General features: G+C 34.8%; 14 protein-coding genes. 5 read left to right on the top strand and 9 right to left on the bottom strand.

Going from position 1 to position 16,884, the window contains the following annotated elements; translation table 11 throughout:
• Nucleotides 1-252 precede the first annotated feature (252 nt).
• The 3 genes from ABE048_RS03975 to ABE048_RS03965 all read left to right on the top strand — a co-directional run bounded on the left by ABE048_RS03975 (nt 253) and on the right by ABE048_RS03965 (nt 2,704).
• Entirely contained in the window at nt 253-963 is a 711-nt protein-coding gene (locus tag ABE048_RS03975; RefSeq protein WP_430309273.1) for a Fe-S oxidoreductase, read from the top strand.
• 202 nt (nt 964-1,165) lie between these two features.
• Nucleotides 1,166-2,452: an Nramp family divalent metal transporter gene (locus ABE048_RS03970; protein ID WP_430309271.1), complete on the top strand. Its 1,287-nt coding sequence runs from the start codon at nt 1,166-1,168 to the stop codon at nt 2,450-2,452.
• Between the two features lie 45 nt (nt 2,453-2,497).
• Nucleotides 2,498-2,704, top strand: a complete 207-nt coding sequence (locus tag ABE048_RS03965; RefSeq protein ID WP_430309270.1) for a hypothetical protein — start codon at nt 2,498-2,500, stop codon at nt 2,702-2,704.
• A gap of 104 nt (nt 2,705-2,808) precedes the next feature.
• Here ABE048_RS03965 and ABE048_RS03960 read toward each other — a convergent pair whose 3' ends face one another.
• The 3 genes from ABE048_RS03960 to ABE048_RS03950 all read right to left on the bottom strand — a co-directional run bounded on the left by ABE048_RS03960 (nt 2,809) and on the right by ABE048_RS03950 (nt 5,721).
• On the bottom strand, nt 2,809-3,774 hold the full coding sequence (locus ABE048_RS03960; protein WP_430309269.1) for a nucleoside hydrolase: 966 nt from the start codon (nt 3,772-3,774) through the stop codon (nt 2,809-2,811).
• 141 nt (nt 3,775-3,915) lie between these two features.
• Nucleotides 3,916-4,596 (bottom strand): GNAT family N-acetyltransferase, encoded by a 681-nt coding sequence (locus ABE048_RS03955; protein ID WP_430309268.1) that lies wholly within the window; start codon nt 4,594-4,596, stop codon nt 3,916-3,918.
• A gap of 15 nt (nt 4,597-4,611) precedes the next feature.
• On the bottom strand, nt 4,612-5,721 hold the full coding sequence (locus tag ABE048_RS03950) for a mandelate racemase/muconate lactonizing enzyme family protein (protein WP_430309266.1): 1,110 nt from the start codon (nt 5,719-5,721) through the stop codon (nt 4,612-4,614).
• 100 nt (nt 5,722-5,821) lie between these two features.
• On the opposite strand from ABE048_RS03950, the gene ABE048_RS03945 reads away from it, so the two are divergent.
• Complete coding sequence (locus ABE048_RS03945) at nt 5,822-7,066, top strand: hypothetical protein (RefSeq protein WP_430309264.1); 1,245 nt, start codon at nt 5,822-5,824, stop codon at nt 7,064-7,066.
• A gap of 78 nt (nt 7,067-7,144) precedes the next feature.
• Here the strand turns inward: ABE048_RS03945 and nhaC are convergent, their stop codons facing one another.
• From nhaC to ABE048_RS03930, 3 genes are all read right to left on the bottom strand, one after another.
• The gene (nhaC, locus tag ABE048_RS03940; protein ID WP_430309262.1) at nt 7,145-8,590 is read right to left on the bottom strand and encodes a Na+/H+ antiporter NhaC; all 1,446 of its coding nucleotides are present in this window, start codon (nt 8,588-8,590) and stop codon (nt 7,145-7,147) included.
• 241 nt (nt 8,591-8,831) lie between these two features.
• Nucleotides 8,832-9,926 (bottom strand): amidohydrolase, encoded by a 1,095-nt coding sequence (locus tag ABE048_RS03935; protein WP_430309261.1) that lies wholly within the window; start codon nt 9,924-9,926, stop codon nt 8,832-8,834.
• A gap of 486 nt (nt 9,927-10,412) precedes the next feature.
• Nucleotides 10,413-10,547, bottom strand: a complete 135-nt coding sequence (locus tag ABE048_RS03930) for a hypothetical protein (RefSeq protein WP_430309260.1) — start codon at nt 10,545-10,547, stop codon at nt 10,413-10,415.
• A 143-nt stretch (nt 10,548-10,690) separates the two neighbouring features.
• Between ABE048_RS03930 and ABE048_RS03925 the strand changes: the two genes are divergently transcribed.
• Nucleotides 10,691-10,972 (top strand): hypothetical protein, encoded by a 282-nt coding sequence (locus ABE048_RS03925; protein WP_430309258.1) that lies wholly within the window; start codon nt 10,691-10,693, stop codon nt 10,970-10,972.
• A gap of 12 nt (nt 10,973-10,984) precedes the next feature.
• Here ABE048_RS03925 and ABE048_RS03920 read toward each other — a convergent pair whose 3' ends face one another.
• From ABE048_RS03920 to mprF, 3 genes are all read right to left on the bottom strand, one after another.
• A complete protein-coding gene (locus ABE048_RS03920) occupies nt 10,985-12,622 on the bottom strand; it encodes a hypothetical protein (RefSeq protein ID WP_430309257.1) in 1,638 nt (545 codons plus the stop codon).
• Nucleotides 12,609-13,370, bottom strand: a complete 762-nt coding sequence (locus ABE048_RS03915) for an ABC transporter ATP-binding protein (protein WP_430309308.1) — start codon at nt 13,368-13,370, stop codon at nt 12,609-12,611. Before ABE048_RS03915 ends, ABE048_RS03920 begins: the two co-directional genes overlap by 14 nt.
• A 787-nt stretch (nt 13,371-14,157) precedes the next feature.
• Nucleotides 14,158-16,740 (bottom strand): bifunctional lysylphosphatidylglycerol flippase/synthetase MprF, encoded by a 2,583-nt coding sequence (gene mprF / locus ABE048_RS03910; RefSeq protein ID WP_430309256.1) that lies wholly within the window; start codon nt 16,738-16,740, stop codon nt 14,158-14,160.
• Nucleotides 16,741-16,884 lie beyond the last annotated feature (144 nt).

Here is a 16,884-nt window from a genome sequence, read left to right as displayed (position 1 = left end):
TTGATGAAATCTTATCGCCAGTCTGGTCGACATATTCCTAAGCTTTTGAGGGGGGGTTTAGGAATACTTATATTATTAGCTATGTTTTTGGAGAAAAGTAGCTAATTGAACCCTGCTCTACTTGCAATTTAAGAGGAGGTTTATTTCTTTATATGACAATGATAATCATTATCAATTAAAATGTCAATACTTATATTATTATTTTTTGAAAATTTCATAATTATTGTATAGTAATACTTAAGAGGTGATGATATGAGTTCTTTATCAAGAGATCAACTACAACAATTGCAATCCTATAGTATCTATGTTGATGATTCAGCAAATACTATATTCAGCCTACAACAACTACATAACGATGAGTTTTTACCTGATTTTTTAACACTTATTAAAGCAATAAGCAATGTCCAATCTGATACGATTGCATTGTCTTATTTTACACGTCGTTATGGTATGTTCGTTGCTATGCAATTTTTTATGTTAACAATGTACGATGAAGTATGGACTGGCTCATTTGACAATCTAAAATTCGGTGTTAAAGAGGAATTTGGAAATAAAGCATTATGTATGTTTACGCATTCAGCAGATTGGCAAATGATTGACGAAGATGAACGAGAAACTACATTTAAGGAAATTTTAGAACAACAATGTCATGCGATTTTTGTTCAACTTCGTAAGATTACTTCCGTCTCACCTAAAATGTTATGGGAAAATGTTTTCGGTTATATGTTATGGCATCTACATGTACTACTTTCAAACCCAGGTACTAGTGAGCAAGCACAAGTCGATATTTCATTATTAGAGGATGATTCTTTATGGTCTTCATTTGCAAAGCGCTCTTACTTTAAAGAATATACAGGTGGAGAACATCCTTCAAAACTAATCAATATCCCTGTTCGCAAAACTTGCTGTTTTTCAAAGGATGTTCCTGGTTGGATGCAGTGTGGCTTTTGCCCATTAAAATAAACAATAAATCATTTTCATTTCCCTATTAAAAAAAGTGTGTACGATAGCCCATACAAATGCAAAAAATAAAATTAGGAATTTCAAAGAATATGATTCTAACATCTTTACATTTCACTGCAATTGCAGTACACTGAACACACTAAAACTTTCCTTTAGGAAACTTTATTTCAGGAACAACACTTTTGGGAATGGGGGAAAAACAATGAGTAAAATGAATAACGAAACACCTAGCTCAAGATTACAAATTCATACAGCTCAAGATGTTCTTAATGGTAAAGTGCATGGGATTAAAAGCGTACTTCCCTTCTTAGGACCTGCTTTTATCGCAGCTGTTGCTTATATAGATCCAGGAAACTTTGCTACAAATATTACTGCTGGATCTGAATATGGTTATTTATTGATATGGGTAATTGCCATTTCAAATTTAATGGCCGTTCTAATCCAATCTTTATCTGCAAAACTTGGCATTGCAACAGGAAAAAACTTACCTGAGGTTGCGCGTGAAAACTTTTCTAAAAAGACATCCATTCTATTATGGATTCAAGCAGAGCTCGTAATAATGGCCACCGATTTAGCAGAATTTATTGGTGCAGCACTCGGCATGTATTTATTGTTCGATATTCCAATGCTACCTGCAGCACTTATAACAGCTGTTGGTTCGTTCGCTATTTTAGAGCTTCAACGCCGTGGCGTTCGTCCATTTGAAGCTGGGATTTCTGCAATGGTACTGATGGTTGTATTGGCATTTGCACTCCAAACATTTTTGGCACATCCTGATGCTGGAGCAATTGCTACAGGTTTTATACCACATTTTGATGGTGTAAATTCTGTTTTACTTGCAACAGGTATTTTAGGTGCTACTGTTATGCCACATGCTATTTATTTGCACTCTTCGTTGACTCAACATCGTGTAGTTGGTCGAAACGATGAAGAAAAACGAAAAATTTTCAAATTTGAATTCATTGATATTGTAATAGCTATGATTTTCGCAGGGGCAATTAATATGAGTATGTTAATTATCGCTGCTGCAGTATTCCATTCAAAAGGCATGAATGTTGAAGATTTAGATGTAGCCTTCCATTCACTTGGCGAAATGATTGGACCAATGGCTTCTATATCATTCGGTTTAGGCTTATTAATTGCTGGGCTTGCTAGCTCTTCTGTTGGTACATTAGCTGGTGATGTTGTGATGCAAGGCTATATCAAAAAGCACATTCCGATTTATTTAAGACGTGCGATTACAATGCTTCCACCTCTTTTAATCATCGCCTTTGGTGCCAACGCAACAAAAGCATTGGTATGGAGTCAGGTTATATTATCATTCGGAATAGCATTTGCATTAATCCCATTAATAATGTTCACAAGTAACAAGAAAATTATGGGCGGACTTGTCAATCATAAGCTTACAACGATTCTTGGCTGGATCGTGGCAGCGATCGTTGTATGCTTAAATATATATCTGCTTTATCAAACAGCCTTTGGTGAATAAAATTATTCACTAGACACACACTACTTTTTAAAGGAGTGTGAACAGATGAAGAAAGATTCATTGCCAAAGGATAAAAAAGTATTTGCAGACTTACCATCTGATGAACGGCCTGATATGATGGATTCAGAAAATATTAGTCTATATGATTTGTACGAAGATATGCATACCGTCGATCCAATTCCAATGGAAGAACTAACTAAAGATTTAGAGTCAGAAGCTAAAGACGATAAATATGATGGTAGATGGACCTAATAATAGTAACTTTTTTAAAATTTATAAGAAAAATGGCTCTTCTTCACAAAAATGAGGAAGAGCCATTTTTAGCTAATTAAACTAGGGAGAGCCTTAACCCTCTTCTACTTCTCTAAAAGTTTTTGTCCAATTGTAGTACATGCTTCAAAGAACAGTTTTACAAAACCTTCACGATCAACACTATGTAATACGTTGGCGTTTGGCTCTTTCCCTGTTTTATGTGTATAGTCCACGATGGTTGTCCCTGCTGTGAGACGGCCTTCTAATTCCATTTCTACATAATAGTCATTACCCTTAAATAGTTCTGGGGCAACTAATACTGCTACTGCACAGACGTCATGTAGACGGATCTGTTCTTCAAAATGTGGTGGAGAAAAAGGCGTTTGCGATTGTGTAAATGTATAAAATTTCATCATATCTGCTGCTTTTTCAGCAAATGGTGTACCAAGCTTACGTAACTCTTCCATTTCTTCACGTGTAATATAAGCTTTATGCGTTACATCTAGACCGCTCATTATGATTGGTACACCTGAACGAAATACAAGCTCTGCAGCATGTGGATCTACATAAGCATTAAATTCTGCTGTTGTAGACATATTCCCACCAACAGCTGCTCCCCCCATCCATGAAATTAATTTAATTTTCGGTTTTACTTCTGGATGTGCAAGTAATAGTGCACCAATATTGGTTAATGGACCTGTTGCAACAATTATGATGGGATCATCACTTGCTAATAAAGTTTCATACATTGCTGTTATCGCAGTACGATCACTTTCTTGTAATATTGGATCAGCCCATTTTACATTGCCGAGTCCACCTTCTCCATGAATATCCTCAGCTATCTCTAAAGAGCGAAAAATAGGTTGTTCTAAACCGCGAGCCACTTCTACATCTTGCCCGATATAAGTTAAAAAGCTTAATGTATTATAGGTCGTTTTATCAGTTGAAACATTCCCTGCTTCTGTAGTAACAAGCTTGATATCTAGTTCTGGACGTGAAAATGCTAAAGTAAGCATCATAGCATCGTCAATTCCCGGATCACAGTCTATAATTACTGGTGTTTTATTCAAAATGGTCACTCCTTATTCTAAAGTTGCTTTCATCAAAATTTTCTGTAAATCTTATATAATTGTATCTTTTTTAGAAGAATCATTCATCTAAAAAAAGCATCGCAAAGTTAAAACTCCAACTAATGCGATGCTTCTGATTTATTATTTTCTATAGGTAACAAACCATTGACCATCCTGTTCAAACATATCTGTTCCAAGAAAGCCTTCTTTTAATAATTGTTGTTGGCCCGTTGTATCGGACATTTTCAGAGCTCTAGCTTCTGTAAATGAAGGTTCTTCAAATTTAAGTTTTTTAAAGAAAATATAGCGTAGTTTGTTTCCATATTTTTCCTTTAGTCCTGCGATAAGCAAACCTTGTGAAAACTTATCTTTCAAACTCGGGATGTTCAATGGCTTTACAGTCGCACAAATATAATTGAAACGACTTAAATCAATTTGTCCCATAATGATCTGTGCCATCTTTTTTTGTAAACCATATCCACGATAACGTGGTGATACGTTAGAAATTTCTTGATAGAGAACTCGTGGTAATTCTTCCTCAGCGATTCCACAATCTCTTCCCAAATGTTCATCGTCAATTATTGGTTCCAGTAGTGCTCGAAATGCAATCAATTCATCTTCTACATATACACCTATCATAAAACCATGATCATTTAAGATATAGCTAATTTCTTCTTTACTAAGTGGTTGTAATGTTTTTTTGTCCGGTAATGCAGCAATTACTTCGTCCTGTAATTTTTCAATTTGGGGCAATTGCTCATGCGATAAAACTTTCACTTTATATGGTGTTTCACTAAGGATACCTTGTGCAATAGTAGTCATCGATTCCCTTCCCTTCTAACGAACAATGCATGAATCATGGCAAAGTTCTTGTATCACATTTTCATCCACATCAATACCTAATCCTGGTCTTTCATTTAAACAAATAAATGGTACATCATAGTAAAGGTTCCCAACATCTTTAGAGAATTTTAGGGGACCTGTCAATTCTACACTCTTCATAATTTTTTTCGAAAATGCCACGTGGAAACCTGCTGCAGAACCAATTGAAGATTCAACCATAGAACCTACTTGACATTCAATTCCAGACATTTCTGCCATATTTGCTAATTTCATAGCAGGATAAATACCGCCACATTTCATTAATTTGATATTCACTTTATCTGCAGCACGTTTTGCGATAATTTCTCGCATTTCTTTTGCACCGTGTAATGCTTCATCAATCATCAATGTTACATCTGTTTTGGATTTCACTTCAACCATTGCATCGATATCATCTGCATCCACTGGCTGTTCTAACCAATCTAAATTGACGTCACGTAATGCACGCAATCCTTTTAAAGTAGTAGCAGCATTATGCCATCCTTGGTTGACATCTACACGAATATCGATATCATCCCCTACTTTTTCTCGAACCGCTTGAATACGCTCAACATCTTTCATCACTTCTGTACCGACTTTCATCTTGAATGAGCGATATCCCATTGCGACACGTTCTGCTGCTTCGTTTGCCATTTTTTCAGGAGTTCCAATACTTAACACATGTGTAATTGGGAATTTCTCATGATATCGACCTCCGATTAATTGGTAAACAGGGACATTTAACTTTTTACCTGCAATATCAAAGCAAGCAATATCAATTGCAGCTTTGGCTGCAGGTACTTGATAAACAGTTTTATCCATCAATTCATGAATTTTTTCAAAACCAAGAGGATCTTGACCAATTACTGCAGGTGCTAATTGGTGTTTTAACACCATATAAGTACTTTCCCAAGTTTCGCCTGTTACATGTTCGTCTGGTACTGCTTCTCCATATCCAATAATCCCTTCATCCGTTGTCATTTTCACAATAATAGAAGGCATTGTGTCATATGTGTCGTAACTAATAATAAAGGGTTCAATTAAAGGTAATTCTATAGCATAAATTTCTACTTCAGTTATTTTCATAAACTCTCCGCTCTTTTCTTTACAAAATAATTTTCTCTTGCTATAGTTGTCGTTAAATAGTCGCTATTAATGATAAAAAAATAGTAAAGGAATTGATGTAATGTCTACTAAAATTGCAGTCATTAGTTCTCTTGCTTTTAGAGATCGTTTACTAAGTATCGCACAAGAAGTTGAGAATATCCAATTAGAATTTTACATCTATAATACTCCAGAAGAAACACCTATATTAATGAAACAAATAAAACCTTGTGATGTATTATTATTATCTGGTACATTGCCTTATTTATACGCAAAGCCATTATTATCTAACTGGCCGATCCCATGGACATATCTACAGCAAGAAGAGTTTGCTATATCAACATCTATATTATCGGTATTGGCAAATAAGACCATGCCACTTTCAAAAATATCGATCGATGTGATGAATATGAAACACGTACAAAATGTTGTAGACGATATTCATTATGAAGGCCCACTTCCATTTATACAAGAAATTCATATAGACAAACCATTCGATAACATTTTCCGTCTTCATAAACAATTATGGCAGGAAGAAAAAATTGGCTTTGTTATTACAAGTATTCATAGTGTGTACGATGCTCTTACTGCAGAAGGTATTCCAGCGATGCGAATGCATGACTCAAAAAGCTCTATCATCCGTCGTTTAGAGCAAACAAAAGCATTATCGAAAATGACAAAGTCAGAATCTGCAAAAGCTGTTGTAGGCGTACTAGAATTTCTTGATTCCATTGAAGATCATCAACTTGTTTTACAACAAATCGTTACAACTACTCACGCATCCTATCAAAAGCTTGATGATAAACGTTATGAATTATTTACTACTTTTGGGCATATCCAAAATGCGCTTCACCACAATCAGTTAGATTTATTTTTTAATATCTCGAAGCACCCAATTAAACTGACATTTGGCTATGGTGGTTCTATATTAGAAGCACAAAAAAATGCAAGACAAGCATTAGAATTTGCAACACCCAATACCGTTTTCATTATGACTGAAAATAAAGAACTACAAGGACCGTTTCCGAATGAGCCGACAACGCTTTCCCTAAAAACAAAGGATCCATATGTGCATCAAATGGCAAAAGAAACAAAATTGAGCCCTCTTAATATTTCGAAAATTATGGCCTTTAGTGTTTCAAGAAAATCTTTACAATTCACCGCTCTCGACTTATCAGAGCACTTACAAGTTACTCGTAGAACGACTGAGCGTATTTTAAAAAAACTAGTAGAACATGATTATGCCAAAGTGGTTGGAGAAGAAATGTCATATCAACAAGGTCGTCCACGTGCTATTTACGAACTTAATTTCTCAACTTATCACTAAATAATTTTAAAACTAGTATATAAGGCTGGCTTAAAAGCGGTTTTTACACTTTTAAACCAGCCCTTTTGACATTAACCATTAAACTGGTACTGAAGATAAATTCTCTTCCGTTTCAGAATTACTTTCTTCATTTTTTAATGCTTCTATTTCTTCAGGAGATAGTTTTACAATCGTAAATCCTGTGTAAGCATATAAAATCGAAATGATTGGAGCCGTATAGTTTAAAATAGCATAAGGTGCATATTCTGCTGCACCAACCCCTAAAGTAGCAAGTATAAATACGCCACAAGTATTCCATGGGAAAAATACTGATGAAAGCGTCCCGCCATCTTCTAAAGCCCGTGACAAATTCTTTGAATTTAACCCGCGTTTCTTATAGACATTGACAAACATACGAGATGGAACAACGATGGAAATATATTGTTCTGAACAAGTAGCATTTGTTGTAATACATGAAGCAATTGTTGCTGCAATTAGACTTCCCGTCGACTTTGCGGCTTTAACTACTAAATTCATCATGGAATTTAACATACCAGAAAACTCTAGTATCCCCCCAAATGTCATCGCTACAATGGTCATAGAAACAGTGAACATCATCGAATCTAAACCACCACGGTTAAATAAATTATCCACCATTTCATTACCCGTTTGAATTTTAAATCCTTCTTGCAATGCATTAACAGCTGTTGAAACGGATCCACCTTGAATAAATATTTGAGATAGTAAACCAAGAATAATACCAATAATCAAAGCTGGAACTGCTGGTACTTTTTTAGCAACTAAAACAATAACAATGACGGGTACAAGTAACAACCAAGGACTAATAACAAAGCTATCTTTCATGACTTGTAATGTTGTTTGAATCTCTTTTGTATCCATCCCTACATTAGCAAATCTTCTACCTAACCATGCAAAGACACCGAGAGAAATAATTAGAGCCGGTATCGTTGTATAAAACATATGTTTAACATGATCAAATAAATCTGTATTTGTTAAACCTGCTGCAAGGTTTGTTGTATCTGATAGTGGTGACATTTTATCACCAAAATAGGAACCTGAAATAACTGCTCCTGCAATCATTGGTGCAGGAATTCCCATACTCAAACCAATCCCCATACCTGCAACACCAATTGTTGCCATTGTAGACCAAGAACTTCCTATAGCTAAAGATACAATCGAACAAATAAGTAAAATCGTTACAAGGAACCACGCTGGCGAAATCATTTTTAAACCATAGTAAATCATCGTTGCAACAACTCCCCCACCAATCCATGCTCCGATGGTTAATCCAACAAGCATAATAATAACAATAGCAGGAAGTGCTAATTTAATTCCCTTATACATCATCTCTTCAATTTCAGTCCATTTGTATCCGTGTTTCCAAGTTACAATTGCCGCTACAATGGTACCTACAATTAATGGTACATGTGGACTTTGCTCTAAAACAACCACCGTAACAAGCATCGTAATAATCATTATGGTAAAAGTAAATATTGCCCATCCTGCACTGATTTCTTTTTTCATCCTCTCATCTCCTTATAATTTTCAGAATAGTCGTTATATTGTCGTTAATATAAATATTTTATAATTTGCCAGTCTATTAGTCAATCTCACATTTCCAACACAATCGAGATAATGCATTTGTTTTCGAAGAAAGAAAGCGCTCAAACGATTAATAACTAAACTTCTCCAATTTGTATAATTATTCTTTTATACAAATAAAAACCCATCTAACAACTATCGTTAGATGGGTCAATCAAAATAATTAAGGTTTTTTAACTAATACAGCGGCCAATATTTTTGACGCATCCAGTAATGCTTCATGATTGAATATCATTTTAGGATGATGTAGCCCTGGTGCTAGATTCGCACCAATCCCAATCATTGTTGCTTTTAACTCAGGTTTTTTAACAGTATAGAAATGGAAATCATCACTTCCAGGTGTAATTACATGGGGAGCCAAATGTTCTTTCCCCACTGTTTCAATAATGGCTTGTTCTGCTATTTTAGCTGCTTCCTCTGAAACTTCAGCTCCTGGCGTAAAATCGACCCATTTCCAGCTAAGGTCAATGTTGAACTGTTGTTTGATTGAGTTTAAGCCATACTCAATTTTCTCTTGTAGCTCATTGAGAACAACATTTTTCTGTGCACGAATATCCATCGTAAAGGTTGCAGCGCCAGGGATAATATTCATACTTCCCCCATCTGCTACAATCTTTGTAAGCTTAGCTGAATGTGCTTCAAATGGCGAAACATAGATACTTTTTATCATTTGGTGAATTGCCATTACGACATCGATCGAATTTTGCCCTTGATGCGGACGTGCACCATGTGCATCTGTACCATGTACTTCTCCTTCAAGGAAAATAGCCGAACCATGGTGAATAGCGGGAGATACTTCACCTAGCTTCAATTCTTCAATTGGTCGTAAATGCACGCCAAATAGATGCGATACCCCGTCCACTGCACCATGTTCAAATGCAGCAACTGCACCATTTCCAAGTTCTTCAGCCGGTTGGAAGATAAACCGTACTTTATGCGTTAATGGTTGATCTTTCAAACGTAATAATGCGCCGAGTACCATTGACATATTGCCATCATGACCGCAAGAATGATTTGCTCTCCACTCACCATCTACTTCTTGCCATAATGCATCAATATCTGCACGGACCGCAACAATTTCCTCCCCTTCCCCGATCTCAGCAACAAGACCCGGCACATCGCCAAATAATCGATAAGAAATATGTAGATCTTCTAAAATACTTGCGATTTTCTTTGTTGTCTCATATTCTTTCCAGCTTATTTCTGGATGTTCATGAAAATAATCGAACCATTCTAGGATTTGTTCATCGATTGTCATTTTATATACACCTCATTTGATTTACATCATACTGCAAAATCAAATCTTTTTCCAAAAAGTTTTTCCAACTTGATGAGCCACTTCAGCGTTTTTTTTAAATGCTTACCCATATAAATTAATTTCATAAATTCACTTTCGGTTAATAAATACGTACGTTTCAATTCATTAACTATTAAATATTAGGTTTGTATGTTCCGCTACAGACGGCGCTTTCCACGGGCTCGGCTTCAATCTCCTCGGGCCAACACGATGTTGGTCACGAAGCCGTTGCCACAGGAAGTGGCGTACTTAGGCTTTGTTCCTTAAAAACGTTCCTGCGGGGCTTTCAGCTCAAGCTATTCCCGTAGGAGTCGCCGTCTTTCGCTCCACAATTGCCAAAATCGGATATCATGAAATGTTTGTATATTTTATATGAATTTTGCATTAGGGGGAATTGACTCATATAATAAAAAAATACAGCCTCCTATCGGCTGTATTTTTTTGCTCTTATAATTCTGTAAAAAAGCCTTCTGGGTATTGTTGCATTTCATAAGGTTGCAATTCAATATGCATTTCCTCACTTGTTGCTTGAAAATCATCCTCTTCATCCAATAAATACGTTTCAAATTTTGATGGTTTCATTAACACCCTCCTAATTTAATTGAATTTTCTGATTTTTTAATCTTACATGAAATATTAAAGAAAATCAACTACTAAAACGAAACTTTTTAGCCTATAATTTTGTATAGTAAGAAGAATATTCAAATTTATCGAGGTGATTCGTATTGCAATTTGTCATTATTATCGTATTTTTAGCTTTAGCAGCGGATGTAATTAAAGTTATTGTAAAAAACAAAAATAAACGTCTAGTAATCGAGCATTCTATCTTACAAGATGAAATCAAACTAGAAGAAATAAAGCAAAAAAATTATATGCTTGAAACCGAAAAACTCCGATTAGAATTAAAACAGGTCCAAGGAATGTCCTCTACAAAGGATGAGCTACTAGATCTAAAGCCGATTGAGCCAGATCCTCAATTAGAACCATATCCTATCCAATTTAAATAAAGTCAAGAGTGCCTAAGCATTCTTGACTTTTCTTTTCCCGAACGAAGACCTCCAGCCTCCAAATATAACAGCGATTAGCAGTACTGCATAAAAAACTAATCCATAATGTAAATGGCTTAATCCTAGATGGACTAATACTAAAATTCCCAATAATAACATCGAACCTAATAACCTAATTGTACCGGTATCTTGTGTTGCTTCAAGAGAGCTTGAAAATGGATAACGTTCTTTACTACCCATTACATATGAAATCCATAATAACAAAACGGATATCAGCAGCATAATACCTACGCTAGGCAGAATACTCCACGAAAAAATTGCTACAAAGAGGCCACTTACAACAATAAATAATGGCAAAAATAGCTTCACATAACATGCCTTTAATGTTGCACTATAGAAAATTCGATCATCCGCTACAGGTGTGACTCTGTAAATCCAGTAGCTCTTATATTTATCAGAGAACTTTAATAGATGAACTATTGAAGGAAGCATGATCATCGTAAAATATAAAACCATCACACTACCATTTTCTTGAATAGCTTTTATTGAAAATGAGCGTGATGTATTCAATAAAAAGACAAATGGCATAACTAGCGAAAATCCTATTTGTGGATATGCCTTCAGTTTAAATGAACGTTCCCTACTCATCATCAATGAAGCAAAATTGAAAAATACACGTTCTTGCGGATCGCTACATAATATCTTTGACCAAAAATTTGTCCATATATGTGTTTTTCCTCTTTGTCTTGAAGAATCACTTAATAACTTGGATAGATTACGTTCGAAAGTAGGCATTAGTTTTACATATAGAACGATGGATAATATGGGCATTAAAATGCCAAAAATACTTAATAGCAATAGGTGTCCTGACCAAGCTTGATGCAAAACCATTTCCATAAACGCAGAATACCAAAGGGGTGGTAGGAAAATATGCCACCATGCGAATTGATAAGTCACTGCAACTTGAGTTAACTCAAATGATCGAGCCATAAATTGATAACCGACCATAATAGCAACAGTTAAGATAATTTGTACATAATTAATCAGGTCTTTTAACTTTTCACCACTAAAGAATCGTAAAATAAATAAATATATTAATGCTGTTAATACGACGATAAAACAATTTAATAGAGCTACCATCACAATAAACAACAATCCAAAAAGTATACCAAATCGGATAGCCCCAACTACCAATGGTACGATAATAAGGGCACTATTTAGCATTGATAGGTAAATAACGATATGCATAATTTTCGCGGCATTTAATGTACGATTATTGATTGGCTTGGGCTGCAGTATATTTTTATCCCTTATATCTAAAAGCACTGCTGAAAAATCGGAAACCATTGCCGTCATTGCGATAAACATTAAAACCGTGAAGGCTATCCCCATAGAAAGCATATATTGCGATGGGAAAAATAGAAATGGAGTCATCCCTATTGCACCATAAAACACGTAGATCCACAGTGAACGTAAAAACTGATTCTTTCCATTCTTAGGCTTTTGTGAATTGAACATAGCTGGTGTACGACGTGTATCCATCGTTAACTTTAACTGTAGAATTCTACGCATCGATGTATAGTCGATATCAAACCGTTCAAAAAGAACTCTAAGACGATCCATTACCTTTAAAGATTTATAATCCTTCATCGACATGCCCACCTTTTACAACTGAAACAAAACGTTCTGCTATCGCCTCTTGTTCATTAAAGCCTGTCATCTCATTAAAAATTTCTTCTAATGTTCCTTCTTCACTTTGCTCCTGCAATTCTTCAAATGAGCCATCTGCAACTACTTTCCCACCATTTAATAGCACAATCCGATCACTGATTTTCTCCACAACCTCCATAATATGAGATGAGTAAAAAATCGTTTTCCCCTGCTCCGCAAGCTTTGCTAGAATTTCCTTTACGATTAATACACTATTAGCATCTAATCCACTTAAAGGTTCATCATAAAATAGTAAATCTGGGTCGTGTAATAAGCTAGAAGTGATTAATACCTTTTGACGCATCCCTTTTGAAAAAGAAGATAAACGTTGGTGAAAGGCATGTTCTAATCCAAATTCTTGTAATAGTTTTAATGCTTTTTCTTCTGCTTCTTTATGACCTAAACCATACATTTCCCCCGTAAAGGTTAAAAATTCACAAGCAGTAAGTTGATCATAAAGCTCTGCTGTTTCTGGTACATAGCCAATACGTTTTTTATATGTATAATCTCCACTCGCTAAATCTTGACCAAAGATTTCAATTTTCCCTTCATAGCCTTCTACTAAACCCAGCATCAGTTTAACTGTTGTACTTTTACCGGCGCCATTCGGACCAATATAACCAATGATTTGTCCTTTTCCAACGGTTAAATTAATTCCATTTAATACTTGCTTATTACCAAAACGCATTTTCACATCTTCTAAGCGTAAAATGACATCTTGCAAAACGTGCACCCCTTTTCAATATTCAATTTTAAAATTTTTATAAACAATAAATTTAATAATTTGAGTCAATTTCATAGATGTACTTCTCAGAATAAATTAAATTATATACATAGTGATTCACTCAGTATGCCTCTAAAAACAAATGAAAATTTATAATAAAAATCTTGTATAGCTATCTTTGTTGATGTGGAATTAGCGCAGACTCCTGCGGGAAAGCTAGACAGGTGAGACCCCGCAGGCAGCTAAGAGCTGCCGAGGAGGCTCAACGCTCGCCCGCGGAAATTCCACATCATGCAGAAATAGATTAATACTATTAATATTTGTATTAAAACATTTTTTCAGTGCTCTTCAACGATGCTCGTACGGGTTCTTGATTTACTTGTTTTTCCATCAGGAGTCTCCGTCTTTCGCTTCAGTGATCTAAAGGACATGTCCTCAAACAGAGGCACATTAAATATTAAATGTTTGTGTTTTCTAGGAATCCTATGAATTAGGATCTTGTTTTATTTACATAAATTCAATATTTTTCAATTCATTAAATATATTGTTAGTTTAACATAACTTTATAATGATTGCAGTTTGTATTGATGTATAAAGTTTACCTAGATAGATAAGTGTGAGCATCTTTCTTATCATAAAAAAGAGAGCTCTTAGTTAAAGAGCTCTTTCATTTGGAAACTTCTTTTTCAGGAGTTTCATTTATGGATGATATTACTTTTATATAGCTTTAAAATAATTAGAACCCAGATTCTTAGGTTCTTTTTCTCGATTGTTTTGCTTCGAATACTTGTTCTCTCATCGTTGAATATTTATTATCACCGATCAACATCATGATTTGTAAAATTGTAAAAGGCAGAAATACCTGCTTACGATAAGCAAGATATTTAGGTTGCCAGTCATTTGCAAATTTTTCTTTAAAGCTTTGGACATCTCGGAAATTATAATATTCCTGACCATTGACAAATATTTGTGTCGCAATCTTTTCATTTATACCAGCAAAACGTGACACACCAACATGAGACAAAGGTGTCATGCCAACACTTAGCCGATTAAATCCTTGATCTTTGAATGCAGAGAAAATATTTAAGAATAAATAGTCCATTGCTTTATCGGGTAATTCTACCTTTTTAGAACGCATCAGATCAATTGTGACTGTTCGTTCCTCATCATAAAGAGGAATTAGATTGGCAAACGCTACAATTTCAAAATGATGATTTCTCAACACGGCAAGAGGTGTAAATTGTAAATAATCCTCGTTAAAATAACCGAGCGAAAAGCCTTTTTCTTTTCGGTTATTGAGCCATTCATCTGAAATACTTCGTAATTGTTCCATGATTTCAGTTGAATAAGGCGGTTGTAATATTTCACATGAATAGCCTTCTTTATGAAAGATTTCATTTACATCAGTTGTCTCTTGAGCAACTTCCATTGAATTATGAAGTCTTGGTAAATCAATATACCCCTCTTCGCCAAGTTTGTAGAACCTATAGCCATAGCCATGTAAATACGGTACAAACTGATCGCTGACTTCATAGAAAACGGGCGTATAGCCATAATAATCTGCAAACGTGATAAATTCTTCTATTGCCTCTTTGAAATCTTCCTTTTCCCCTACTAAATCCCCGAGGATGACAAGTTTATCTGCGATTTCTTGATACGGGAATAGTACTGTTTTTTTCTTATTCCAATACACATATTTATCATGAAGGAAGATTAGATGGGATAATTCTTTACCGCCATATCTATTTAAATGAAGGGAAATTTCCTTTTCGTAATCTAATGAAGAGATCTTTGTAAATTGTGTAAGTTTGCGCAAAGTAACTTCGAAAATCACTACGATTATGACCACGATGAGACCCATAAATGCACTTTTAAATAGATCCTCAGAATCCGTTGCCAAAAATGGTTTTAACTTTTCTGGAATAGAGTATTTTGCATATGGAGTTGTGAATAAACCAATAATAATATACAACAATAAAATAACTAGAATTATCATTGTATTTAAAATACTACGTCCCCACGTGACAATATAACTTTCTCGATAAAATCGTCCACGCGATAAAAATAATAAGCCTGCTACAAATAGCATGAATAGTGCTTGCTTATATTGAATCCCTTTAATAATAAAAAGTGCTGATGCAAATAGTAAAACAAATACAGTCATTCGGTAGGAACTTTTATCTTTATATGAAATACCATTTGATAATGCAAGCAACACAAATCCTGTCGCAACGGCTAATTGATGTGAAAAACTAACAATAGGAAATGACATCAGTTCTTTGGCATATCGAATACGCTCAATAGCTCCGGGCACTGCTGAGGATGCGAGTAGTATTAGACCAGCCAAAAATACGAGAGCAGTTGCTAAAATATGACTCGTTTTCTCTAAAAAGAATCTAGGAATAGCATTGAGACTAACATTAAATTTCCCCCATAATTCGCGGATAAAAAGCACAAGTCCAGCCAAAAATGGCACTACAAAGTATCCGATTCTATAAAATAGTAATAGAACTAAAATGGATTCTTCAGGAATTTGCAAACTTTGTGCTCCCCATATAAATACCAAATCAAAGGAACCAAGGCCACCAGGAATCATACTCACAATCCCGGCACATGAAGCAACAATAAAAATTGGAATGACCTCTTCTATACTAATCGGAATGTGTAGCATATACACTAATATCGTCATAAATGTAAATGCACCCAGCCATTCCAAAATAGAAACACCTAACAAGGCAACATCATCAAGTACCTGACGATTCGTTGTTGATCTCTTCATTAATTGTACCAATGCTTTCACGATTAGAAATGGTACATATAATCCAATAAGTCCTGCTGCAGCAACTAATATTTTATGACTTTTAAATATTGGAAAGTCCCAATAAAAAATAGGTAAAATCCAAGTAAATAGTGAAATCCCTGCAAGATAAAATAATGTAACAGATGTAATAGTTTTAAAAAAAGAGGCACTATCTACTTCTTTCTTTTTAAAATAATGCGTTCGTAATAATACACCGACAAGACCACCAAAACCAATCAAGTTTGAGAAAGAATTAATAATTAAGGATTCTTTCATCAATTGCCGTAATGGTCTTTTTAGTTTTAATTTTTTCACGATGAAATAATCGTAGAAAAACATAGGAAATACAAGAATTAAAGGAATTACAGCCATTAGTGTGACTGTTCTGATATCTAAAGATTCAAATTTATTAGCAATTTCGCGACCATTAACATTCCCCAAAATCTTACCGATTTCATGAATCGCAAAAATCATCAACAAAATTGGTAAAATGACTTTTAGCCATTGAACAAGCGTTGATTTATTGATTTTCATCCACATCCACCCGATTTTCTCATCTTTATATATTCTACTATACAATGATGACAACATTTATGCAGTTAACGTTGCTCATTTTTATCAATTTTTTAAAAAATATCTCATTTTAGGATGAATATTTAACCGATATGTTTTGAAATA

The sequence above is a fragment of the Rummeliibacillus pycnus genome (assembly GCF_050459865.1).
Lineage (GTDB): Bacteria > Bacillota > Bacilli > Bacillales_A > Planococcaceae > Rummeliibacillus > Rummeliibacillus pycnus_B.
This window is presented reverse-complemented; position numbering and strand designations above follow the sequence as displayed.

Excerpts from the sequence above, each read along its gene's own strand:
- ABE048_RS03965 (WP_430309270.1), top strand. The coding sequence starts at position 2,498 with ATGAAGAAAGATTCATTGCCAAAGGATAAAAAAGTATTTGCAGACTTA.
- mprF (WP_430309256.1), bottom strand. The coding sequence starts at position 16,740 with ATGAAAATCAATAAATCAACGCTTGTTCAATGGCTAAAAGTCATTTTA.
- ABE048_RS03975 (WP_430309273.1), top strand. The coding sequence starts at position 253 with ATGAGTTCTTTATCAAGAGATCAACTACAACAATTGCAATCCTATAGT.
- ABE048_RS03945 (WP_430309264.1), top strand. The coding sequence starts at position 5,822 with ATGTCTACTAAAATTGCAGTCATTAGTTCTCTTGCTTTTAGAGATCGT.
- ABE048_RS03930 (WP_430309260.1), bottom strand. The coding sequence starts at position 10,547 with ATGAAACCATCAAAATTTGAAACGTATTTATTGGATGAAGAGGATGAT.
- nhaC (WP_430309262.1), bottom strand. The coding sequence starts at position 8,590 with ATGAAAAAAGAAATCAGTGCAGGATGGGCAATATTTACTTTTACCATA.
- ABE048_RS03935 (WP_430309261.1), bottom strand. The coding sequence starts at position 9,926 with ATGACAATCGATGAACAAATCCTAGAATGGTTCGATTATTTTCATGAA.
- ABE048_RS03955 (WP_430309268.1), bottom strand. The coding sequence starts at position 4,596 with ATGACTACTATTGCACAAGGTATCCTTAGTGAAACACCATATAAAGTG.
- ABE048_RS03920 (WP_430309257.1), bottom strand. The coding sequence starts at position 12,622 with ATGAAGGATTATAAATCTTTAAAGGTAATGGATCGTCTTAGAGTTCTT.
- ABE048_RS03915 (WP_430309308.1), bottom strand. The coding sequence starts at position 13,370 with ATGCGTTTTGGTAATAAGCAAGTATTAAATGGAATTAATTTAACCGTT.
- ABE048_RS03970 (WP_430309271.1), top strand. The coding sequence starts at position 1,166 with ATGAGTAAAATGAATAACGAAACACCTAGCTCAAGATTACAAATTCAT.
- ABE048_RS03950 (WP_430309266.1), bottom strand. The coding sequence starts at position 5,721 with ATGAAAATAACTGAAGTAGAAATTTATGCTATAGAATTACCTTTAATT.